Genomic DNA, 22781 nt, shown 5'->3' on the forward strand with positions numbered 1-22781 from the left:
GGGGTGGTTTGAGCACCGAAAAAGTCGAGTCTGAAGCTCAATTTTCCTGCGCGCGATACGCGCCCGGTGTCAGCCCCGTCCACTTCTTGAACGCCCGGTGAAACGCCGAAGGCTCGGAAAACCCCAGTTGCTCGGCAATCTGTTGCAATGACAGGTCCGCGCGGCTCAGGTGATAAATCGCGATGTCCCGACGCAACTGATCCTTCAGTTCCTGAAAACTGGTGCCTTCCTCACGCAGATGCCGACGCAGCGTTTGCGGGCTGATGTGTAAATGCGCGGCCACTGCGTCGAGGTCCGGCCAGCGAGCATCGTCGCGGCTGAGCAAGCGGCGCAATTGACTGCTCAGGCTGTTGCCGTCGTCCGGGCGTGACAGCAGATCGGCCGGCGAGTGTTCGAGAAAATGCTTGAGGGTGCGTTCGTCCTGCAACAGCGGCATGTTCAGGTAGCGGCTGTGAAATAGCAGGCTGCTCTGATTTCCGGAAAACGTTAACGGGCAGGAGAACAGCAAGTCGTACTCGGCGCCGTGTTCCGGTCGCGGGTAACTGAAGGCGGCCTGCTCCAGGCGAATCCGCTGGCCGATCAGCCAGCTGCCGAAGCGATGCCAGATCACCAACAAGCTCTCGCTGAGAAAATGATCCGGGTCCCAGAGCTGCGAATCGTCGAGGCTCAGGCGGATCATGTCGTCTTCGCGCTTCAGGGTCAGGCGCGGGGCGTCGGGGAACAGGCTATAAAACAACAAACCACGATTGAGCGCCTTCTCCAGGTTACGGCAGTGGATCACCGCATGGCACATCATCGCGAAGCTGCCCGGCTTGCTGGGGCCACGTCCGAAACCCAGGTATTCGTCATCCAGTGCCAGCCACAACCCCTGAATCAGCCGGGTGAACTGTTCCGGGGCAATGCGCGCGCGCGGCTCGTCGAGCAATTCGGGGCTGATCGCCAATTGTTGCAACAGGCTCGAATAGTCCAGGCCACGACGTTGCGCGCCACCCAGGACGGCGCGGGCAAAGTGACTGGCGATGGTGCGTTCGCGCATAGCGGGCAAATCCGTCCATTGAGCGACGGATGGTAGCTGCGGTTCCAATCGATGAACAAGGCGGATATCCGCCAAATTGCAGGACCTGATTTGTTTGAAGGGCGGAAATCCGCCATTGCGCTTCAGTCGAGCAATGACCAGGCACGACCGGCAACCCTTGATATCAAAAGGCTCGCGGGTGTTTCAGCGGAGGTGGCACGGGCTTTGCGATACAACGGGCAGAGGCCTGCCGTCGCGCAGCTCGAAAAAACAAATCCCTCCAGTGCAGGAGGGTTCGCAATTGAGGTGTCCCGGGCAACAGATGGATTTGCCTGCGCGCACTCTTGAGGAACTTTGCAATGACGACTCGTCAGCCACTGTACAAATCCCTGTATTTCCAGGTGATCGTTGCAATTGTCATCGGTATTTTGCTCGGTCACTACTATCCACAGCTCGGTGTGGCCGTAAAGCCGCTGGGTGACGGGTTCATCAAACTGATCAAAATGATCATCGCCCCAATCATCTTCTGTACGGTTGTCAGCGGTATCGCCGGCATGCAGAGCATGAAGTCGGTCGGCAGGACCGGTGGTTACGCACTCCTGTATTTCGAAATCGTTTCGACCATCGCGTTGCTGGTTGGCCTGGTCGTGGTCAACATCGTGCAACCAGGCGCTGGTATGCACATCGACGTGAGTACCCTGGACGCCTCCAAAGTCGCTGCCTATGTGTCGGCCGGTGCTGACCAAAGCGTCGTTGGCTTCCTGCTCAACGTGATCCCGTCCACCATCGTCGGCGCGTTCGCCACGGGCGACATCCTGCAAGTGCTGATGTTCTCGGTGATCTTCGGTTTCGCCCTGCATCGCCTGGGTGCCTACGGCAAGCCGCTGCTGGACTTCATCGATCGTTTCGCCCACGTGATGTTCAACATCATCAACATGATCATGAAGCTCGCGCCAATCGGTGCCTTCGGTGCCATGGCGTTCACCATCGGTGCCTACGGTGTCGGCTCGCTGGTGCAGTTGGGTCAACTGATGATCTGCTTCTACATCACCTGCCTGCTGTTCATCCTGATCGTGCTGGGCGGTATCGCACGCGCTCACGGCTTCAGCATCCTGAAAATGATCCGCTACATCCGTGAAGAACTGCTGATCGTGTTGGGTACTTCCTCTTCGGAATCGGTACTGCCGCGCATGCTGATCAAGATGGAGCGTCTGGGTGCGCAGAAATCCGTCGTGGGTCTGGTGATCCCGACCGGTTACTCGTTCAACCTCGACGGTACTGCGATCTACCTGACCATGGCGGCCGTGTTCATTGCCCAGGCAACTGACACCCACATGGACATCACCCATCAAATCACCCTGCTGGTGGTGTTGCTGCTGTCCTCCAAAGGCGCTGCTGGCGTGACCGGTTCGGGCTTCATCGTACTGGCTGCCACCCTGTCCGCCGTGGGCCACCTGCCGGTTGCCGGCCTGGCGTTGATCCTCGGTATCGACCGCTTCATGTCCGAAGCCCGTGCCCTGACCAACCTGGTGGGTAACGCCGTGGCGACCATCGTCGTGGCCAAGTGGGTCAAGGAACTGGACACCGACGTGCTGCAAGCCGAACTGGCCTCGGGCGGTCGCGGCATTGCCGAAGAGCCTAAAGACGACGTTCTGGGCCACGCCGATGAGCTGGCCCCGGTTAACGCCAAGTAAATCGGCTGCAATGAAAAACCCGCTTCGGCGGGTTTTTTTCTGCCTGCGACTTGAGCGCAACGGTCAGCGTCACTGGCACATAAGGTTATTGCCCCTGAGCGTCCGGCTGCCTAGGCTGGGAGCATCATTCAGGGAGAATATCCATGCTCGGTCCACTGGCATCACTCAAGGTTCTGGATTTCTCGACGCTGCTGCCGGGGCCGTTCGCCTCATTGTTGCTGGCGGACATGGGCGCTGAGGTGCTGCGCATCGAATCGCCAACCCGCATGGACCTGCTGCGCGTGCTGCCACCCCACGACCGGGGTGTATCGGCCAGCCATGCCTACCTCAACCGCAACAAACGCAGCCTGGCGCTGGACCTCAAGCAGCCTGATGCACTGGCGGTGATCAAACAGTTGTTGCAGGACTACGACATCGTGCTGGAGCAGTTTCGCCCCGGTGTCATGGAGCGTTTGGGGCTGGGCTATGAAGCCTTGAAGGCGATCAACCCGAAGCTCATCTATGTGTCGATCACCGGCTATGGCCAGACCGGCCCCTACAAGGACCGCGCCGGCCATGACATCAATTACCTGGCGCTGGCCGGGCTGGCGAGCTACACCGGCCGCGCCGACAGCGGACCGCTGCCTCTGGGGCCGCAGGTGGCGGATGTCGCCGGCGGTTCGCTGCACGGGGTGATCGGACTGCTGGCGGCGGTGATTGCCCGGCAGCAAACCGGGCAGGGGCAGCACCTGGATGTGAGCATGACCGATTGCGCCTTCAGCCTGAACGCCATGGCGGGCGCGGGGTATCTGGCCTGCGGTGTCGAGCCGGGCCGGGAAGACCAAGTGCTCAATGGTGGCAGTTTTTACGACTATTACCGCTCGCGGGATGGACGCTGGTTGTCGGTGGGCAGTCTGGAACCGGCGTTCATGAAACAATTGTGTGTGGCGCTGGGCCTGGAAGAGCTGGCGAGCCTCGGACTGTCGCCACAACCGGCGCAGCAGAAGACGCTCAAGGATGCGTTGACGGTTGAGTTCGAGAAGCATGACTTTGCCGAACTCTGCGCGTTGTTTGCCGAGCTGGATGCCTGTGTCGAGCCGGTATTGAGCGTGGGCGAAGCGCTGCGGCATCCGCAGTTGCAGGCGCGGGAGCTGGTCACCCAAGTGCCGCGTGGCGATGGCTCGAGCCAGGCGCAGATGGCGTGTCCGCTGAAGTTTTCGGATGGGTTGCCGGAACCTCGACACATTGGCGCGGCGTTGGGGGAGCATACGGATCAGGTGTTGGGGGAGTTGGGGTTTAGTGCGCAGCGGATAGAAGAGTTGCGGCGGTCCAAGGTGGTTCTTTAGTGCCTGATAAATAGTAATCGCCAGCAGGCTGGCTCCCACAATGGATCTATGGTGGACCGTTGATCCCCTGTGGGAGCCAGCCTGCTGGCGATGAGGCCAGTGCAGCCACAACAAAAGCCCAGCTACTCGACCCGCATCTCCCCACTGAAAACCAACGTACTGCGACAGCGTCGACACAAATACCGCCGCCCTTGCCGCACCAGCCCATGGCGCTGTGACGAAAAGGGAAAATCACTGTCGGGGCACGGGCACTTGTAGATGTAGCGGGTCACGCTGCGGCGCTTGACGTCGTAGGTGTGGCAGCGATTGGGCGGCAGTTCGTAAACGCCGCGCATGATCAATTGCCACTCTTCGCCGTGGGGCTGGATGCGGTCACCGAACAGTTGATGAGCAATCAGATGCGCGACTTCATGGGCCACGGTCTGCTTGAGGAAATCTTCAGTGTTTTCCCGGTACAACTGCAGGTTGAAACGCAGCAGATTCTCGTGCAAATGCGCGACGCCGGCTTTTTGCCCGCGCAGCTTGAGGCTCACCACGGGGCGTTTGAAAGGTCGTTTGAAAAAAGATTCGGCTTGTTGGAAACAGTCTTCGACGCGGGTATTGAGTTGCTCGGGCATGCTTGATGGATCTCCAGAGACGTCGAGTATGCCGCAACCCTCGGGCCTTGCGAATCGTTTGAGCGCCGAATGGTCGTTGCGTTTCTCCTGGCAGATGCATCAAAAGGCCGCCTTGCGGCGGCCTGTGTCGGCAGATCTGATTATTAGGGGGAGTGTTGCTAATTTGTATAGACCGGCCCCACGCCGAGTCCCCAGACAATGACTGTAAACGCCATGATGGCCACCAGCACCACCAGGCCTACGGCGAGTACCGAACTGGAAAACAGAAAGCCCTCGTCAGATGGAATGTTCATGAACGTCGGTAGCCCGACATACAACAGGTAGACCGTGTAGCAAATCGCCGCAGTGCCGACGATCATCCCCAGCCACATATGCGGGTACAGCGCCGCCAGGCCACCGATGAACAGCGGTGTCGCGGTGTAGGTCGCAAATGCTACGCAGCGTGCCAGGCTGGGATTGGCGTCATAGGTGCGAGCCATCCAGTGGATGAACGCGCCCATCACCGCAACGCCGCCGAGCATCGCCAGGTACGACATGATTGTCATCCATAGCGCACTTTCCATGGTCAACATCACTGGCGCTCGATTACCGATCACCCAGCCGACCTGCGTGGTGCCGATAAACGCCGACACGGCAGGGATCGCCGCCAGAATCAGGGTGTGGGTCAGGTACATGTGGCTGATGCTTTCCTCCTGGTCGCCACGGATTTCTTTCCATTCTTGGTCAGGGTGGGTGAAGAGCCCCACTACGTGATGGATCATGCCAGTCACTCCTCTTTTTTACCGTCGCCCCCCAGTGGAGCGCCTACGGACCAATACGGCCCAGCAAGTCATAGGTCTGAATTCCAATGCGACCTTATGTCGCAGTATAGAAAGGAGTTAACCGCACAAGGAGAGAGGGCTTAGAGCAAATTGCGCTGTAAAGAGGTGGGGTAATCGCGGAAGTGTCTGTGGATGTGCCTGTGTGACGACAGTGGCGATAGTGGGCACTTCGCCCTCAAGGCGTTTTTGCGTAAAATGCCCGCCTTTCGTCACACCTCACGGATTTCGCGTCATGGGCACTCTTACGGTCAACCAGAACAAACTGCAAAAGCGCCTTCGCCGTCAGGCCGGTGAGGCTGTTGCCGATTTCAACATGATTGAAGACGGCGACAAGGTCATGGTCTGCCTGTCCGGCGGCAAGGACAGCTACACCATGCTTGACGTGCTGATGCACTTGCAGAAGGTCGCGCCGATCAAGTTCGAGATCGTGGCCGTGAACATGGACCAGAAACAACCGGGTTTCCCCGAGCACGTGCTGCCGGCCTACCTCAAAGAGCTGGGCATCGAATATCACATCGTCGAAAAAGACACCTATTCGGTGGTCAAGGAACTGATTCCCGAAGGGAAAACCACTTGCTCGCTGTGCTCGCGCCTGCGTCGCGGCACGCTATACACCTTCGCCGACGAGATCGGTGCGACCAAAATGGCCTTGGGTCATCACCGCGACGACATCGTCGAGACCTTTTTCCTCAACATGTTCTTCAACGGTTCGCTCAAGGCCATGCCGCCAAAACTGCGCGCCGATGACGGGCGCAACGTGGTGATCCGCCCGTTGGCCTACTGCAACGAAAAAGACATCCAGGCCTATTCCGACCTCAAGCAGTTCCCGATCATCCCGTGCAACCTCTGTGGTTCCCAGGAAAACCTGCAACGCCAGGTGGTCAAGGAAATGCTCCAGGAGTGGGACCGCAAGACACCGGGGCGCACCGAGAGCATTTTCCGCAGCTTGCAGAACGTGATCCCGTCGCAGCTGGCGGACCGCAACCTGTTCGACTTCACCAACCTCAAGATCGATGAAACGGCGGCTTCGCGCTTCGTCAACGTGGTCAACCTCTAACCGTAATCACTGTAGGAGCCAGCCTGCTGGCGATGGCGGTGTGTCAGGCACATTATTGTTGACTGACACCCCTTCATCGCCAGCAGGCTGGCTCCCACGGGTTTTGTCACAAGTTGGCAGTTCATTTTTCAATCCCCAGGAGAGGGCATGCGCGATTACAAGTGGCTGAATGAATACTGCTTGAACCGTTTCGGTTCGGCGGCTGAACTGGAAGCCCATCTGCCCGTTCCCAAGTCTGCGGCACAATTGCGCAAGATCAGCGATGACCGTTACCTCTCGACCATGGCTTTGCGCGTGTTCCGCGCCGGGCTCAAGCACAGCCTGGTAGACGCCAAGTGGCCGGCCTTCGAAGAAGTGTTCTTCAAGTTCGACCCGGAAAAAGTCGTGTTGATGAGCGCCGAACACCTGGAGCGCCTGATGCAGGACGCGCGGATTATCCGCCACCTGGGCAAGCTCAAGAGCGTGCCGCGCAATGCGCAGTTCGTGCTGGACGTGGCCCACGAGAAGGGCAGTTTCGGTGCCATGATCGCCGACTGGCCGGTGACCGATATCGTCGGGTTGTGGACCTTTCTGAAAAAGCGCGGCCATCAATTGGGTGGTCTGTCGGCGCCGCGTTTCCTGCGCATGGTGGGCAAGGACACGTTTGTGCCGAGCTACGACGTGGTCGCGGCGTTGAATGCGCAGAAGATCATCGACAAGGTGCCGACCAGTCTGCGCGACCTGGCGTTGGTGCAGGATGTGTTCAACCAGTGGCACGAGCAAAGTGGCGGGCGGTCGATGAGCGAAATTTCGATGATGCTGGCTTATACCGTCAATCATTGAGACCGAGTTGTGATCAATCGCCAGCAGGCTGGCTCCCACATTGGATCTGTGCCGAACAAGTCCCCTGTGGGAGCTAGCTGCTAGCGATTGCAATCTGTCAGGCGACGGAAACATCCCCCTCGCCAGCCAGCTTGCGGTTCAGCTGATACCGCCACCGCACATACAACAAAGCCGAACAGAACACCGCCAGGCTCGCGGCCATCTCCAGCACCCCGAAGATCTGCCGGTTCGGGTCATACGCAGCCAATGCGCCCTTGATGAAATACAGGTTCACCACGAAACACATCCAGGAATGCCCTCGGGCGTTGCCGACAATCATCCCCGGTGCGAGCAATAGCAGCGGCACCAGCTCGATCAGCAAAATCACCCACGGCCGCGCACCGTGCAGATCGGCGACCATCAGGTAGTAAACGCAGAGCAATCCCACCAGGCCAAAGAAGCACAGCAGGCTGATGACGCGCATCGCCTTGACGCGCGGTTCGAGCCATTCGATGGCGGGCAGAATCTTCGGCTTCTTGGCCACCCTTAGCCCTCCAGCTTCTGAGCTGTCTTGGCCAGGCGCATGCCCAGCGCGCGGCACAACGCCACTTCGTGAGTGTCCAAACCGCTTTTGCCATCGGCCCCGGCGTGGTGGCTGGCGCCGTACGGCGTGCCGCCGCCCTGGGTTTCCAGCAAGGCCGATTCGCTGTAGGGCAGGCCGGTAATCAGCATGCCGTGGTGCAACAACGGCAGCATCATCGACAGCAAGGTGGTTTCCTGGCCGCCGTGCAGGCTCGCCGTGGAAGTGAATACCCCCGCAGGTTTGCCCACCAATGCGCCGGTCAGCCACAGATTGCTGGTGCCATCGAGGAAGTACTTGAGCGGCGCCGCCATGTTGCCGAAGCGGGTTGGGCTGCCGAGCGCCAGGCCGGCGCAGTTTTTCAGGTCGTCGAGGCTGGCGTAGAGCGCGCCTTCGTCCGGAATGTCCGGCGATACCGCTTCGCACTCGGTGGAAATGGCCGGCACGGTGCGCAACCGCGCTTCCAGACCGGCCTGTTCGACACCGCGGGCAATTTGCCGGGCCATTTCATTGGTCGAGCCACTGCGGCTGTAATACAAAACCAGAATGTACGGCGCACTCATGGCAACAGTTCCAGAATCTGCTCCGGTGGACGGCCGATGACGGCTTTGTCGCCGACTTCGAGGATCGGCCGCTCCATCAGTTTCGGGTGGGCGGCGATGGCGGCGATCAATTGCGCTTCGCCGAGGCTGCTGTCGGCGAGGTTGAGGGTCTTGTACTCGTCCTCGCCAGGGCGCAGCAGTTGCCGGGCGCTGATCCCGAGTTTGCCCAGCAGGCGCTGGATTTGCGCGGCGTCGAGCGGGGTTTCCAAGTAACGGACCACGGTCGGGGCCAGGCCACGGGCTTCGAGCAATTCGAGCGCACCGCGGGATTTCGAGCAGCGCGGGTTGTGATAAAGCGTCAGATCGGTCATGAGCGGGTCGCATCTTGCGTAAGGTGGCGGCTATTCTAACTGTGCAGCGCGTAATCCAGAACCTTGGGAGGCGATGGGTCGCAGGCGCAATCAATTTTTGATAAGGAACACGACATGACAAGGCGACTGGCAGCAGCATTGACGATCTTTGGGGCGTTGATGCTGGGGGGCTGCGGTAACGACTTCGGGACCGATCAGAATGGGCAGAAGGTCGCCGCCGAGCGTCTGGACGGTAAATGGCTGGTGCTTAATTACTGGGCTGAATGGTGCGGACCGTGCCGTACCGAAATCCCGGAACTGAACGCTTTGGCCGATCAACTCAAGGACAAGAAGATCGGCGTGTTCGGGGTCAACTTCGACAATGTGCAGGGCGAGGAACTGAAAAGCGCCAGCGAGAAACTCGGAATCAAATTCACCGTGCTGGCCCAGGACCCTTCCGAGGTGTTCGAGTTGCCGCGCAGTGAAGCACTGCCCGTGACCTACATCATCGATGACAAGGGCAAGGTGCGCGAGCAGTTGATGGGCGAGCAGACAGCGGCGGGGGTGATGGCGAAGCTGGAGGCGTTGCAGGCAAAGAATTAATCGCAGTGATGATGACGAGCAGACGAACTCTGCAGGAGCCGGATTGCCGGCTCCTGCAGGTTGAAAAGGGGATCAACCCTCTTCAAGCCACCAGCGCAGCGGCTTGCCTTCGGCCGGCCAGAAACGCATCTGCTCGATGGACGAGACGTCCCAGCGTTGCACGTTCTCCAGCGCCTGAAGGAAGCGTTTTTCCTGCTCCATCAGTGCTGGCGCGCAGAGTTTACGGGTGCTGCCGATTTTGCCGAAGCTCAGCTTGTTGCCTTCCAGCGTGTACGGCGCGAACCAGTGGTTGCAGCCGCCGTTACCGTAGGCGCGACCATCTTCGCCGAGGGTGATGGTCAGGTGGCTGTAATCCATCAATGGACGTTCACCGATCCATTCCAGAATGTAGCTGCGGTTTTGTTGCAATTGCACCGGATCGGCAGCGCAGCCCATCAGGCTTGCGCCGACCATGGCGGTCAGAGCGAGGCGTTTCATCACGCAGGCTCCTGGCATGTCGGGCACAGGTGCTTTTCGCCAACGGTGGTCCAGCCCAATTCGGCAATCCGCGCGGTGGCGGCAGGCTTCTCAGCCTTGTTGCCCAGCTTGGCGTCGACGGCGAACTCGAAGCTCAGCTCTTTCGCACAGCTGTCGCAGTTGACCTGCCAGGTGTGGATCGCCAGTTCGCCGAACACCGGGCCACTGGCCACCGCGACCCATTGGCCGGGCGGATTGATCAAGTGGCGAACCGTTTCGACGGTCAGGCGCATGGACAAGTCCTTGGCGCCCTTGAGGGTCACTACCAACACGTCGTTATTACGAATCGAGCCGCCGTTGCCGGTGACTTGATAACGCCCCGGCACCAGGGCGCGGCATTCGGTGAGGGTGTGTTGCGGGTTCATCAGGCTGTAGCGGAAATCGTGTTCGACCATGGGTCCTCCAAATATGCGCGATATGCTAGCACGGGCATTCGCGTTGCATGGCGCGGGCGCATGACCTTCGATCAGGTTCAGTCAGCCATGACCAGGTTTTGCGGGTTACCGGCATTCCAGGATGAGATGTTGTGCAAGGTGGTCGCGGCAATTGCGCCAAGGGCTTCACGGGTGAGGAAGGCCTGATGGGCCGTGATGATGACGTTAGGGAACGTCAGCAACCGCGCCAGAACATCGTCCTGCAGCGGCAGGTCGGACCGATCCTCGAAGAACAGTTGCGCCTCTTCTTCATACACATCCAGCCCCAGATAACCCAATTGCCCGCTCTTGAGGGCGTCAATCAGCGCGGGCGTGTCCACCAGGCCACCGCGACCGGTATTGATCAGCATTGCCCCCGGTTGCATGTGCGCCAAGGATTCGCGGTTGATCAGATGCTTGCTCTGATCGTTGAGCGGGCAGTGCAGGCTGATGATCTGCGACTCGGCCAGCAGTTGCGGCAAACTCAGGTAACGGGCGCCGAGCGCTTCGACCTGCGGGTTGGGGTACGGGTCGTAGGCCAGCAACTGGCAACCGAAACCGTGCATGATTTTCGCGAACGCTGCGCCGATTTGCCCGGTGCCGACCACGCCGACGGTTTTGCCCACCAGGTCGAAACCCGTCAGCCCATGCAGGCTGAAATCGCCTTCGCGGGTACGGTTGTAGGCGCGGTGCAAGCGGCGGTTGAGTGCCAGGATCAGCGCCACGGCATGTTCGGCCACCGCATGGGGCGAGTAGGCCGGAACGCGCACCACCGCCAGCCCGAGACGTTTCGCGGTCGCGAGGTCGACATGGTTGTAACCGGCCGAGCGCAGGGCGATCAGACGTGTGCCGCCCGCCGCCAGGCGTTCGAGCACCGGCGCACTGAGGTCATCATTGATGAAGGCGCAGACCACCTCATGCTGATCGGCCAGCGCCGCTGTATCAACGCTCAGCCGCGCCGGTTGAAAGTGCAACTCGATGCCGGGGGGCAAGTCGGCGGCGAGGAAACTGTCGCGGTCGTAAGTCTGGCTGCTGAATAGAATTGTGCGCATGTGTTCTCCCTGAAGACTCGGCGTATTCACTCTCTGTGCAGGCGCAGCCTGCGCGCCTACCTTAGTCCTTCGCGCTGGCGGCGTCTTTGCGCCACGTCAGGCGTTGATGCGTGCCTGGGCGGCCAGGCGATTGATGGCCCGGTCGAGTTCTTCCAGTGCGCCGAAGGCTTTCGGGTCCTGTTGCTTGAGCAGGGTTTCGCTGCGTTGGCAGGCGGCGCGCAGTTGCGGCACGCCGCAGTAACGGGTCGCGCCGTGCAGGCGATGGACACGTTCGATCAGCGCGTTGTGATCGCGGCTTTCCTGGGCCTGGCGGATCGCTTCGCGGTCGGCCTCCAGCGACGCCAGCAACATGGCCAGCATGTCCGCCGCCAGATCGGCCTTGCCCGCGGCCAGGCGCAGGCCTTCTTCGTGATCGAGTACCTGCAGCTCATAGGCACCGGCGTGGCTATCGCTGGCGCGCTCCGGACTGTGGTTGCGCAGCGCCAGGCCACTCCATTTCAGCACCACTTGCGCCAGTTGCCGCTCGCTGATGGGTTTAGTCAGGTAGTCGTCCATGCCGCTTTGCAACAAGGCGCGTTTTTCATTGGCCATGGCGTGGGCGGTGAGCGCCACGATCGGCAACGGAGTGCAATGCCGCTCGCTCTCCCATTGGCGGATCGCTTCGGTGCTTTGTCGTCCGTCCATCCCCGGCATCTGCACGTCCATCAGCACCAGGTCGAAGGTCTCGTTCTGCACGGCTTTGACCGCGGCGTAACCGCTGTCCACGGCGAGCACCTTGGCGCCCATGTCTTCGAGCAGGGTCTGCACCAGCAGCAGGTTGGCCGGATTGTCATCGACGCACAGCACTTTGGGCGCTCGACTGGAAACCGGCTCGCCCGGTTCACTGCGAATCTGACGCGGGTTGACCAGATCAGACAGCGCGCGTCGCAACTTGCGGGTACAGGCCGGCTTGGCCTGGAGCTGGCTGTGCGGGTTGGGCACCGAGAGGTGGAACAGCGTCTGTTCCGTGGTCGGGCACAGCACCAGCACTTTGCAGCCCAGATGCTCGAGGTCCCAGATGTACTGGTTGAGGCGCTCGGGCGGCATGTCGTTGCTGGTCACGCCCAACACCGCGAGGTCGATGGCCTGGTCGGTCTGGTGGGCGCCGGTCACACCATTGGTCAAGCTTTCCAGGGTGTTGAACGGGGTGACGGCGAGGCCGCAATCTTCCAGTTGATGCTGCAACGCCTGACGCGCCAGGTCGTGGTTTTCCAGCACCGCCACGCGACGACCGGACAGCGGCGGGCCGGGCAAGTCTTCGGCGTCGTCGCGGGTTTTCGGCAGGCTCAGGCTGATCCAGAATTCCGAACCTTCGCCCGGTGTACTGTCGACCCCGATTTCGCCGCCCATCTGTTCGATCAGGCGCTTGGAAATCACCAGCCCCAGCCCCGTGCCGCCCGGTTGCCGGGACAGCGAGTTGTCCGCTTGACTGAAGGCCTGGAACAGCGCGCGCACATCCTGGTTCGACAGGCCGATGCCGGTGTCCTGAATACTGATGCGCAGTTGCACGCTGTCATCGTGTTCTTCTTCGAGCATGGCGCGCGCGACGATGGTGCCTTCGCGGGTGAACTTGATGGCGTTGCTGACCAGGTTGGTGAGGATCTGCTTGAGCCGCAGCGGGTCGCCCACCAGCGACAGCGGCGTGTCGCGATACACCAGGCTCACCAGTTCCAGTTGTTTGGCGTGGGCGGCGGGGGCGAGGATGGTCAGGGTGTCCTGCAGCAGGTCGCGCAGGTTGAACGGAATATGGTCGAGCACCAATTTGCCGGCCTCGATTTTCGAGAAGTCGAGGATCTCGTTGATGATCCCCAACAGGCTGTCGGCGGACTTTTCGATGGTACCCAGATAGTCGAGCTGGCGCGGGGTCAGCTCGCTTTTCTGCAACAGATGGGTAAAACCGAGGATACCGTTGAGTGGCGTGCGGATTTCGTGGCTCATGTTGGCCAGGAACTCGGATTTGATCCGGCTCGCTTCCAGTGCTTCCTTGCGCGCCAGGTCGAGTTCGATGTTCTGGATCTCGATGGTCTCGAGGTTCTGGCGTACATCCTCAGTGGCCTGGTCGATGCTGTGCTGCAATTCTTCCTGGGCATTCTGCAGGGTACCGGCCATGCGGTTGATGCCGGACGCCAGTTCGTCCAGCTCCTGACTGCCAAGGGGCGGCAGACGGGTTTCCAGGTGACCGTCCTTGAGTTGGGCTACGGCCTGCTTGATCTGGGTCAGCGGTCGGTTGATGGTGCGGCCCATGCGCAGGGCCAGCAACGCCGCGCCGCACAGGCCGGCGGCAATCATCATCAGGCTGGCGAACAGGCTGCGGTAACCGCGCAGCAGCATGCCGTTGTGCGACAGTTCCAGCTCGACCCAGCCCAACAGGCGATCGGCCTCTTCGGGAATCACATCGCCGGCCAGGTTGCGATGCTTGCCGAACACCGGCAGCAGATAACGCGTCGCATCGCTGCCACTGCGTCGCAACATTTGCGAGCCATCGCCCATCGGCGCCTGGTTAAGCATGGTCGGACCGGCGTGGGCCAGTAACGTGCGGTCAGGCGCGAGGAAGGTCACGGCGCGCACGTCCGGTTGCTCGAGGGACTGAGTGGCGATGCGTTCGAGCAACTCGCTATTCTTATGGCCCATGGCTGGCGCGACCAGCGGTGCCAGTTGCTCCGCGATCATTTCGCCGCGCTGCATGAGTTGGGTTTGCAGGTCGGATTGCTGCATCCAGGTAAAATAACCGCCCAGGACCAACGCCATCAGGCTGGTCGGCAATAACGTCAGCAACAGCACGCGGCCTTTGATTCCCAGTTTCTTGAGCACGCATCTCTCCTGCATCCAGCTATCGATAGACCTGCACTAGCGTGCGGCACGCACCACCTGCGCAGTGTAGCGATTTGCAGGCGGGCAATCTTCGTAAAATTGATGTCGTCATTCGTCGGCCAATTCGAGTGTTTTCGCTGGCTGCATCCGCGTCGGGTTGCCTCGCGCGGCGCAATCTTCAATAATTATCAACTGAGAATTATTTGCAGATACTCATGACTCCCATCGCCTCTGGTCATCCGCGCATCCTTTCCATCGAAGACGACCTTGTACTCGGTGCCTATGTTCATGAGCATCTGGGCCGAAGCGGCTTTCAGGTGACCTGGTGCCAGAACGGCCAGGAAGGCCTCGACGCTGCCCGCGCGCAAGCCTTCGATGTGGTGCTGATGGACATTCTGTTGCCCGGGCTGGACGGCTTGTCGGTGTTGACGCAATTGCGCCAGAGTCACTCCACTCCGGTGCTGCTGATGTCGGCGCTGGGGGCCGAGGCCGATCGCATCAGCGGTTTTCGGCTGGGTGCCGATGATTACTTGCCCAAGCCCTTCAGCATGGTCGAGTTGCGGGTGCGCATCGAAGCGATTCTGCGCCGCGTCGCGCTCGATCGTCGACCGACGCCGGCGGCGATTGCTACGCCGGTAGACAGCCTTCATTTCGACGATGAACGTTTCGAGGTTTTCTACGGCGAGCAAGCCGCCGGCCTGACCCGCAGCGAATACCGGCTGCTGGAAACCCTGAACCGCAACGACGATGAAGTGTTGAGCAAAGCTTTCCTCTATCAACATGTGCTGCAACGCGGTTACGCCGCCCATGACCGCAGCCTGGACATGCACATCAGTCAGATCCGCCGCAAGCTCAAGGCCATCGGCTATACCGAGCGCGAAGTGCGCACGGTCTGGGGCAAGGGCTACATCCTGAGCGCCAGTGATGAAATGTAATTTGCCGAGCCGGCATTCGCTGTTCTGGAAGCTCGCCTGCTTGCTGGTGGCGTTCTGTCTGCTGATGATCTGGTTGAGCTGGTCCTGGGGGCGTTACATGGAGCAACGCAACCAGTTCCTCTCCGGTGAGGCCCGCGGCACCCTGACGCGCTACGCCGCCGAAGCCGAGCAGGCCTGGCAACAGCGCCAGAGCGCCGGCATCGATGACTGGCTGCAGACCATGCACCAGCGGGAAAAAGGCTGGGTGGGTGTCATTGGCGGTGATTTGCAGTCCTTGAGCAACCAGACCCTGACGGACAAGGAAATCGAACGCCTGACCTCTCTGCGCGGCCTCGATTGGCCCGTTCACATAAAAGGTCGACCGTGGATGCGTATACCGTTCCCCGGCGACCCGTCCACCGGCAGTCTGGTGATCGAACTGCCTGAACGCTTTCTGCCGGGACAATACCGATTGTTCTGGCGGGTGATTACCAACGGTGTGATTCCGGGGTTGTTCACGCTGCTGCTGTGCGTGGGGCTCTACCGTTTGCTGGTGGTGCCGCTCAATCACTTGCGAGCACAGGCCAATGCCTGGCGCGCCGACCAGTTGAATGTGCGCCTGTCGAGTCGGACAACCAATCGCTCGGATGAGTTGGGGGAATTGGGTAGAGCGTTCGATCACATGTCCGAACGCCTGCAAAGCACCGTGGCATTGCAGCAGCAATTGCTGCGCGACCTGTCCCACGAACTGCGCACGCCGCTCAGTCGGCTTCGAGTGGCCAGTGAAAGCGAGCAGAGCCTGGACGCGTTGCGCGAGCGCATTGGTCGTGAAGTCGACGGCATGCAGCGCTTGGTGGACGACACGCTGCAACTGGCCTGGCTCGACACCGAACGCACCCGACTGCCTGACGAAGCGATCCAGGTCCAGGCGTTGTGGGAAATGCTGACGGAAAACGCCTGCTATGAAAGTGGCTGGCCGGCCGCTCAATTGCGCTGCGAGGTCGATGCAGCCTGTTGGGTGCGCGGCAATCTCAACACCTTGGCCCAGGCACTGGAGAACATGCTGCGCAACGCCATCCGGCATTCGCCGGCCGGTGGTGTCGTCGCCCTGGGTGGCCGACGGGAAGGCGATTTCTGGCGCCTGTGGCTGGAAGACCAGGGCGGCGGTGTCGAAGAAACTGATCTGGAGCGAATCTTCCTGCCGTTCACTCGTCTGGATGGCTCGCGACCGGGCCATGGCGGGTTTGGTCTGGGCCTGAGCATCGCCAGGAACGCGGTGCAGCGACAGGGTGGCAAGCTTTGGGCACAGAACACCGGGAGCGGGCTGCGGATGAATATGAAGTTGTTGGTTCATGCGTCGCCGGTTTAATCGGCGAGGTTAAGATTGTTGTTTTGAGATAATTCGCAACATCTTCGCAGGACAATCCCTGGATAAAGTTCTCAAGGTTTGAAGTTGGGTGGCGATATCCAATTTGAGAATAAAATTCAGGGAGATGGTTGATGAATATTAATTATCCGGTCTTGTCGATGAGGGCAGATGCCTATTTCGTCAAGAATCCACTTGAAGTTACAAATAGCTACACAAAGACGACGGCCGAAGATGCTAGTGATGTGTTGGCGCTTAATGGAAAGCTTTCACTTGACGAGTTGAAAAACTCTTTGAAGGGGTATGATTTCACGTCGGTGAGTACCTATGAACTTGCCAAGGTTGGCTCTTTGCTTCGTGAGAATGGTTTGATAGACAATTATGTGTCGATCATTTTTACTTCAGGCAGTATGGCGACGGATGACAATGGTCATCAAGCTGGAGCAGATGTCAAATTTAATGCGATAGCCATGCTCAATCAGATGCTTGAGGAAAGACTGGAACATGGCGCAACTGAAGCCGCTGGGTTTCATGAATTCACCAAAGGCCTGATTCGCGCAAATCATGTATTGGGCGCGCTCTCCTATTTTGCTAGCTCAGTTCAAAGCGACCTGTCCATCAGCATTCAAGCTTGAGATCACCGACGCCCGAGGCTAGAGCCTATGGGCGCCGTTGATCTTACAGCTTAGCGTCCATAACGCGTTGTGCCTGAATAACCTCTTGCTACGTTATGATCGTTTACATGACGAACCCGATAAGTCCCTAGCGCTCCAAGTGTGGAAGCTGTGCTGCGGTTGCCACCGTCAATGTGCTTCCAGACTGAACCATCCAGTTTTTCAATTACAAGACTTGGTGGAGAACCAAGTCCCAAGCCTGTAATGGTAGAAGTGATATTTGCCTGTCGACAACCATTTGCACCCGTGATGGTGAATGGCCCCTGCACAACTACAAATGAATTGGCAGGCACTATTCCACTATAAGTATTTTGAATATAAACGCATGCAGCAGAAGCGTGGCTGCTCGCAAACATCAGCGCTGCGAAAGGCAGTGCAAGTAAAGTCTTCATTTCTTCTTCCTTGAGTTAAATCCAGCATTGCAAAAAATTAGGGGGTGAGCATCACAAACGAAATTTCGTGCTGCCCGGTACCCATGCTCAGCGAGACGTCATGTCCGACTGAACATTGAAAAAGATTATCTGCTACTTCTGGTGTCCACTAGTTCATGCATGCCGTTGCAAGGTGCAGGAAGTTTCTGATGAACACATTCTTTTTTCCTACAGAAAAGTCCATTTTCTGACAGCGATTTCTTACTCTACAATCGCAAACTGACTGCTTACCTCCATTTATCGCGCCTTGGAAAGTCTCCCGCGGGTGCGACAATTTCTGGGTCAACCACACTGAACGCTACGCACGCAGACGAACAGTGAATCCGCGGCTTATTCCCATACGCCATAAGCACCACACTTTGCGTGATATGGCCGGCGAACGTTTGCCGGTATGATAGGCGCCCCCGCAGTCTGGATTGCGAATACGCCATGACCTTGCAGTACCCAACCATCGCCGATTGCGTCGGCAACACTCCGCTGGTTCGTTTGCAGCGCCTGCCCGGCGCCACCAGCAACACCCTTTTGCTCAAGCTTGAAGGGAACAACCCGGCGGGTTCGGTCAAGGACCGTCCGGCGCTGTCGATGATCACCCGCGCCGAGTTGCGTGGGCAGATCCACGCTGGCGATACGCTGATCGAAGCGACTTCGGGTAACACCGGCATTGCGCTGGCCATGGCCGCCGCGATCAAGGGTTACAAGATGATCCTGATCATGCCGGACAACTCCAGCGCTGAACGCAAGGCTGCCATGACTGCTTATGGCGCCGAATTGATTCTGGTCAGCCAGGAAGAAGGCATGGAGGGCGCCCGCGACCTCGCACAGCGAATGGAAGCGGAAGGCCGCGGCAAGGTGCTGGATCAGTTCGCCAACGGCGATAACCCCGAGGCGCACTACACCACCACCGGCCCGGAAATCTGGCGCCAGACCCAGGGCACCATCACTCACTTCGTCAGCTCCATGGGCACCACCGGCACCATCATGGGCGTTTCGCGCTACTTGAAAGAGCAGAGCGACAACGTGCAGATCGTCGGACTGCAACCGATGGAAGGCTCGGCGATTCCGGGCATCCGTCGCTGGCCTCAGGAATACCTGCCGAAGATCTACCAGGCTGATCGCGTGGACCGGATCGTCGACATGGCACAAAGCGAAGCTGAAGACGTGACCCGTCGACTGGCCCGTGAAGAAGGCATCTTCTGCGGCGTGTCCTCGGGCGGCGCCGTGGCAGCGATGCTGCGTCTGTCCAAAGAAGTTGAAAACGCGGTGATCGTCGCGATCATTTGCGACCGTGGCGACCGTTACCTGTCGACCGGCATTTTCGACGCGCCCAACTGATGGCCAAGCAAGAGAGAGGCCTGCGCTTCCAGCCCACCGGCGGCAGCAAGGCCCCGCAAGTCCCGACCGGCAAAAAGCAGCGCCTGACGATCGAGCGCCTGGCCAATGACGGTCGCGGTATCGCGTTTTTCGAAGGTCGGACCTGGTTCGTCATCGGCGCACTGGCCGGTGAGGAGATCGAAGCGCGTGTACTTGGCGCTCACGGCAAGGTGGTCGAAGCCCGCACCGAACGGGTATTCAAGGCCAGTGAATTGCGCCGGCCGGCACCGTGCGCCCATGCCGGTCGTTGCGGCGGTTGCAGCGTGCAGCATCTGCCTCATAACGAACAGCTCGCCCTGAAACAGCGCATGCTCGCCGAGCAGTTGTCCAGGGTCGCGGGTGTCGAGCCCGAAGAGTGGGCCGCGCCATTGAGCGGTCCGGAGTTCGGCTACCGGCGTCGCGCCCGCGTCGCCGTGCGCTGGGACATGAAGGCCAGGAAGCTCGAAGTCGGTTTCCGCGCCGCTGGCAGCCAGGACATTGTTGGTATCAATGAATGTCCGGTGCTGGTACAGCCCTTGCAACCGATCATGACCGGCTTGCCGGAAATGTTGCGACGCCTGAGCAAACCTCAGGCACTCGGGCATGTGGAGTTGTTCAGCGGTTCGTCGCTGGCGGTGTTGCTGCGGCACATGGCGCCGTTGTCTGAAGCCGACCTGACGATCCTCAAGGATTTCTGCGCGTTCCATCAAGCCCAGTTGTGGCTGCACGGCGAGGGTGAGCCGCAACCGGTCGAGGCCGATCAGTCGTTGGGCTATCGTCTTCAACAGTGGGATCTGGAACTGGCCTATCGTCCAGGGGATTTCATTCAGGTCAACGCCGGGGTCAACGAAGCGATGGTTGCCCAGGCGCTGGACTGGTTGAAACCGACGGCGGCTGAACGCGTTCTCGATCTGTTCTGTGGTCTGGGCAACTTTGCCTTGCCGCTGGCCAAAGCCACTCGCGAAGTGGTGGCGGTGGAAGGCGTGCAGACAATGGTTGACCGGGCGGCGGCGAACGCGGCTAGCAATAATCTGCATAACGCGAAGTTTTTTCAGGCCGATTTATCCCAGCCTTTGACCGACGCCGAATGGGCGCGGGAAGGCTTTTGTGCGGTACTCTTGGACCCACCGCGTGACGGTGCTTTCGAGGTCGTGCGCAAGCTCAGGACATTGGGTGCCGAACGGTTGGTGTATGTGTCGTGCAACCCTGCAACTCTGGCGCGCGACACGGTCGAATTGATCAAGCAGGGCTACCGGTTAAAACGTGCCGGGATTCTCGATATGTTTCCTCAGACGGCACATGTCGAGGCCATGGCGTTATTTGAAGCGAGCTAGGATGCTCGTCTGGTCCGACTGGCCCGCCCGTGCAGCCGCGCACCAGCCCTACGTGGGCGCATGGGCAACGAAGGTCAGCGATTTGACGCATTGAATCTGCGTCGTAGGGAAGGTAAGCAAGATGGTACAGGTGAGAGCACACCAGCCGATCAATACTGACGGCAGTATCAATCTCGAGGCTTGGCTCGATCATGCGGTCAGTGTCGATCTGGCACTGGATCGCGAAGCCTTGAAGGAGGCTTGCGAGTTCGCTCGCGAGTCTGAGCAGCAGGCCAATGCGGCCAAGAATCTGTGGTCGGAAGGGAACTCGAGTTTCCGCACCGGCCTTGAGATCGCCGAGATTCTCGCCGACCTCAAACTCGATCAGGATTCGCTGGTCGCCGCGGTCCTGTACCGAGGCGTGCGCGAAGGCCAGATCCCGTTGCCGGCGGTCAGCCAGCGCTTCGGTCCGGTGGTGGCCAAACTCATCGACGGCGTGCAACGCATGGCGGCGATCAGCGACAGCCTGAGTCCGCGTAAATCCATGGTGATGGGCACTCAAGGCCAGGTCGAAAACCTGCGCAAAATGCTCGTGGCGATGGTCGACGACGTGCGTGTCGCGCTGATCAAACTGGCCGAACGCACCTGCGCGATTCGTGCGGTGAAAACCGCCGATGACGAAAAGCGCAACCGCGTGGCCCGTGAAGTCTTCGACATCTACGCGCCGCTCGCCCATCGTCTCGGTATCGGTCATATCAAATGGGAACTGGAGGACCTTTCCTTCCGTTACCTCGAGCCCGACCAGTACAAGCAGATCGCCAAATTGCTGCATGAGCGGCGACTGGATCGCGAGCGTTTCATCAGCGATGTGATGAGCCAGCTGAAAAACGAGTTGCAGGCCACCGGTGTCGATGCCGACATCAGCGGTCGGGCCAAACACATCTATTCGATCTGGCGCAAAATGCAGCGCAAGGGTCTGGAGTTCAGCCAGATCTACGACGTGCGCGCCGTGCGCGTGCTGGTGCCGGAGATGCGTGATTGCTACACCGCGCTCGGCATCGTCCACACCCTGTGGCGGCACATCCCGAAAGAGTTTGACGACTACATCGCCAACCCGAAGGAAAACGGCTACCGCTCGCTGCACACTGCGGTGATCGGGCCTGAGGGCAAGGTGCTGGAAGTGCAGATTCGCACCCACGCCATGCACGAAGAGGCCGAGCTGGGGGTTTGCGCTCACTGGAAGTACAAAGGCACCGACGTCAAATCCGGTTCCAATCACTACGAAGAGAAAATCTCCTGGCTGCGTCAGGTGCTCGAGTGGCACGAGGAACTGGGCGACATCGGCGGTCTGGCGGAACAGCTGCGTGTCGATATCGAGCCTGACCGGGTCTACATCTTCACCCCGGACGGTCACGCCATCGACTTGCCGAAGGGCGCGACGCCGCTGGACTTCGCTTACCGCGTGCACACCGAAATCGGCCACAACTGCCGTGGCGCCAAGATCAACGGGCGCATCGTTCCGCTCAACTACAGCCTGCAAACCGGTGAACAGGTCGAGATCATCACCAGCAAGCACGGCACCCCGAGTCGTGACTGGCTGAACCCGAACCTGGGTTACGTCACCACCTCGCGGGCGCGGGCGAAGATCGTTCACTGGTTCAAATTGCAGGCCCGCGACCAGAACGTCGCGGCCGGTAAAACGCTGCTTGAGCGCGAGCTCAATCGCCTCGGCCTGCCGGCGGTGGATTTCGAAAAGCTGGCCGACAAGGCCAACATGAAAACCGCCGAAGACTTGTTTGCCGCCCTCGGCGCCGGCGATTTGCGCCTTGCACAACTGGTCAACCTGGCGCAGCAACTGGTCGAGCCGGAGCGCGGCAACGAGCAGCTGGAACTGATTCCACGCAAGGCCACCGGTTACAAACCGGGCAAGCGCGGTGACATCCAGATCCAGGGCGTGGGCAACCTGATGACCCAGATGGCGGGTTGCTGCCAACCATTGCCGGGGGACGCCATCGTCGGTTACATCACCCAGGGCCGCGGCGTCAGCATTCACCGCCAGGACTGCGCCTCGGTGCTGCAACTGGGCGGGCGCGAGCCGGAGCGGATCATCCAGGTCAGCTGGGGGCCGGTGCCGGTGCTCACCTATCCGGTGGACATCGTCATTCGTGCCTACGACCGTTCCGGTCTGCTGCGTGACGTCTCGCAGGTGCTGCTCAACGAGCGGATCAACGTGCTAGCGGTCAATACCCGCTCGAACAAGGAGGACAACACCGCGCTGATGTCCCTGACCATCGAGATTCCGGGGCTGGATGCATTGGGGCGGTTGCTGGGACGGATTTCCCAATTGCCGAACATCATCGAAACCCGGCGTAACCGTACGCCTTGAAGATGACTTCGATCCATTGTAGGCGCTGGCTTGCCAGCGATGCAGACAACTCGGTCTCTCTGGAAGATCGAGGTGATGCCATCGCTGGCAAGCCAGCTCCCACAGGTTTTG

General features: G+C 59.8%; 23 protein-coding genes. 12 read left to right on the top strand and 11 right to left on the bottom strand.

Features of this window, described 5'->3' with window-relative positions; genetic code table 11:
* Positions 1-37: 37 nt before the first annotated feature.
* A complete protein-coding gene (locus M5G20_RS10430; RefSeq protein WP_273919068.1) occupies positions 38-1036 on the bottom strand; it encodes an AraC family transcriptional regulator in 999 nt (332 codons plus the stop codon).
* A 51-nt stretch (positions 1037-1087) separates the two neighbouring features.
* Between M5G20_RS10430 and M5G20_RS10435 the strand changes: the two genes are divergently transcribed.
* From M5G20_RS10435 to M5G20_RS10445, 3 genes are all read left to right on the top strand, one after another.
* Positions 1088-1363 carry a hypothetical protein gene (locus tag M5G20_RS10435; protein WP_273919069.1) on the top strand — a complete coding sequence of 92 codons (276 nt, stop codon included), beginning with the start codon at positions 1088-1090 and terminating at the stop codon, positions 1361-1363.
* A gap of 11 nt (positions 1364-1374) precedes the next feature.
* Positions 1375-2709 (top strand): dicarboxylate/amino acid:cation symporter, encoded by a 1335-nt coding sequence (locus M5G20_RS10440; RefSeq protein WP_273919070.1) that lies wholly within the window; start codon positions 1375-1377, stop codon positions 2707-2709.
* A gap of 143 nt (positions 2710-2852) precedes the next feature.
* Positions 2853-4034 (top strand): CaiB/BaiF CoA transferase family protein, encoded by a 1182-nt coding sequence (locus M5G20_RS10445; protein ID WP_273919071.1) that lies wholly within the window; start codon positions 2853-2855, stop codon positions 4032-4034.
* Positions 4035-4156: 122 nt separating this feature from the next.
* On the opposite strand, the gene M5G20_RS10450 is transcribed toward M5G20_RS10445, so the two are convergent.
* Complete coding sequence (locus M5G20_RS10450) at positions 4157-4651, bottom strand: SprT family zinc-dependent metalloprotease (protein ID WP_273919072.1); 495 nt, start codon at positions 4649-4651, stop codon at positions 4157-4159.
* Positions 4652-4809: 158 nt separating this feature from the next.
* Entirely contained in the window at positions 4810-5412 is a 603-nt protein-coding gene (locus M5G20_RS10455) for a Yip1 family protein (RefSeq protein ID WP_030131100.1), read from the bottom strand.
* Between the two features lie 292 nt (positions 5413-5704).
* On the opposite strand from M5G20_RS10455, the gene ttcA reads away from it, so the two are divergent.
* Both ttcA and M5G20_RS10465 read left to right on the top strand, forming a co-directional pair.
* Complete coding sequence (ttcA, locus tag M5G20_RS10460) at positions 5705-6529, top strand: tRNA 2-thiocytidine(32) synthetase TtcA (RefSeq protein WP_075948844.1); 825 nt, start codon at positions 5705-5707, stop codon at positions 6527-6529.
* A gap of 147 nt (positions 6530-6676) precedes the next feature.
* The gene (locus M5G20_RS10465) at positions 6677-7351 is read left to right on the top strand and encodes a DNA-3-methyladenine glycosylase I (protein WP_273919073.1); all 675 of its coding nucleotides are present in this window, start codon (positions 6677-6679) and stop codon (positions 7349-7351) included.
* A gap of 97 nt (positions 7352-7448) precedes the next feature.
* On the opposite strand, the gene M5G20_RS10470 is transcribed toward M5G20_RS10465, so the two are convergent.
* Genes M5G20_RS10470 through arsC form a run of 3 tightly spaced genes read right to left on the bottom strand, consistent with a single transcriptional unit; the run spans position 7449 to position 8823 of the window.
* The gene (locus tag M5G20_RS10470) at positions 7449-7874 is read right to left on the bottom strand and encodes a DUF2069 domain-containing protein (RefSeq protein WP_150734999.1); all 426 of its coding nucleotides are present in this window, start codon (positions 7872-7874) and stop codon (positions 7449-7451) included.
* A gap of 2 nt (positions 7875-7876) precedes the next feature.
* On the bottom strand, positions 7877-8473 hold the full coding sequence (gene wrbA / locus M5G20_RS10475) for an NAD(P)H:quinone oxidoreductase (RefSeq protein WP_273919074.1): 597 nt from the start codon (positions 8471-8473) through the stop codon (positions 7877-7879).
* Positions 8470-8823, bottom strand: a complete 354-nt coding sequence (arsC, locus tag M5G20_RS10480; RefSeq protein WP_273919075.1) for an arsenate reductase (glutaredoxin) — start codon at positions 8821-8823, stop codon at positions 8470-8472. Before arsC ends, wrbA begins: the two co-directional genes overlap by 4 nt.
* A 114-nt stretch (positions 8824-8937) precedes the next feature.
* Between arsC and M5G20_RS10485 the strand changes: the two genes are divergently transcribed.
* Positions 8938-9405: a TlpA disulfide reductase family protein gene (locus tag M5G20_RS10485; RefSeq protein WP_273919076.1), complete on the top strand. Its 468-nt coding sequence runs from the start codon at positions 8938-8940 to the stop codon at positions 9403-9405.
* Positions 9406-9477: 72 nt separating this feature from the next.
* Here M5G20_RS10485 and M5G20_RS10490 read toward each other — a convergent pair whose 3' ends face one another.
* The 4 genes from M5G20_RS10490 to M5G20_RS10505 all read right to left on the bottom strand — a co-directional run bounded on the left by M5G20_RS10490 (position 9478) and on the right by M5G20_RS10505 (position 14236).
* Positions 9478-9882: an META domain-containing protein gene (locus M5G20_RS10490; RefSeq protein ID WP_150734996.1), complete on the bottom strand. Its 405-nt coding sequence runs from the start codon at positions 9880-9882 to the stop codon at positions 9478-9480.
* A complete protein-coding gene (locus tag M5G20_RS10495) occupies positions 9882-10316 on the bottom strand; it encodes a hypothetical protein (RefSeq protein WP_273919077.1) in 435 nt (144 codons plus the stop codon). Before M5G20_RS10495 ends, M5G20_RS10490 begins: the two co-directional genes overlap by 1 nt.
* A 77-nt stretch (positions 10317-10393) precedes the next feature.
* A complete protein-coding gene (locus M5G20_RS10500; RefSeq protein WP_273919078.1) occupies positions 10394-11386 on the bottom strand; it encodes a 2-hydroxyacid dehydrogenase in 993 nt (330 codons plus the stop codon).
* Positions 11387-11482: 96 nt separating this feature from the next.
* Entirely contained in the window at positions 11483-14236 is a 2754-nt protein-coding gene (locus M5G20_RS10505) for a response regulator (protein WP_273919079.1), read from the bottom strand.
* A gap of 215 nt (positions 14237-14451) precedes the next feature.
* On the opposite strand from M5G20_RS10505, the gene M5G20_RS10510 reads away from it, so the two are divergent.
* The 3 genes from M5G20_RS10510 to M5G20_RS10520 all read left to right on the top strand — a co-directional run bounded on the left by M5G20_RS10510 (position 14452) and on the right by M5G20_RS10520 (position 17151).
* The gene (locus M5G20_RS10510) at positions 14452-15171 is read left to right on the top strand and encodes a response regulator transcription factor (protein ID WP_273919080.1); all 720 of its coding nucleotides are present in this window, start codon (positions 14452-14454) and stop codon (positions 15169-15171) included.
* Entirely contained in the window at positions 15161-16519 is a 1359-nt protein-coding gene (locus M5G20_RS10515; protein WP_273919081.1) for a sensor histidine kinase, read from the top strand. Before M5G20_RS10510 ends, M5G20_RS10515 begins: the two co-directional genes overlap by 11 nt.
* A gap of 131 nt (positions 16520-16650) precedes the next feature.
* A complete protein-coding gene (locus M5G20_RS10520; protein WP_273919082.1) occupies positions 16651-17151 on the top strand; it encodes a hypothetical protein in 501 nt (166 codons plus the stop codon).
* A gap of 50 nt (positions 17152-17201) precedes the next feature.
* Here the strand turns inward: M5G20_RS10520 and M5G20_RS10525 are convergent, their stop codons facing one another.
* Positions 17202-17582 (bottom strand): hypothetical protein, encoded by a 381-nt coding sequence (locus tag M5G20_RS10525; protein ID WP_273919083.1) that lies wholly within the window; start codon positions 17580-17582, stop codon positions 17202-17204.
* A 468-nt stretch (positions 17583-18050) separates the two neighbouring features.
* Between M5G20_RS10525 and cysM the strand changes: the two genes are divergently transcribed.
* The 3 genes from cysM (at position 18051) to relA (ending at position 22670) form a co-directional block, all read left to right on the top strand.
* Positions 18051-18953, top strand: a complete 903-nt coding sequence (gene cysM, locus M5G20_RS10530; protein WP_053122764.1) for a cysteine synthase CysM — start codon at positions 18051-18053, stop codon at positions 18951-18953.
* Positions 18953-20305: a 23S rRNA (uracil(1939)-C(5))-methyltransferase RlmD gene (gene rlmD, locus M5G20_RS10535; protein WP_273919084.1), complete on the top strand. Its 1353-nt coding sequence runs from the start codon at positions 18953-18955 to the stop codon at positions 20303-20305. The genes cysM and rlmD overlap by 1 nt, the downstream gene beginning before the upstream one ends.
* A 121-nt stretch (positions 20306-20426) precedes the next feature.
* Entirely contained in the window at positions 20427-22670 is a 2244-nt protein-coding gene (relA, locus tag M5G20_RS10540) for a GTP diphosphokinase (protein WP_075948829.1), read from the top strand.
* The last annotated feature ends 111 nt before the right edge of the window (positions 22671-22781 follow it).

Source organism: Pseudomonas sp. TNT2022 ID1044 (genome assembly GCF_028656895.1).
In the GTDB taxonomy this organism is placed as follows: domain Bacteria; phylum Pseudomonadota; class Gammaproteobacteria; order Pseudomonadales; family Pseudomonadaceae; genus Aquipseudomonas; species Aquipseudomonas reinekei.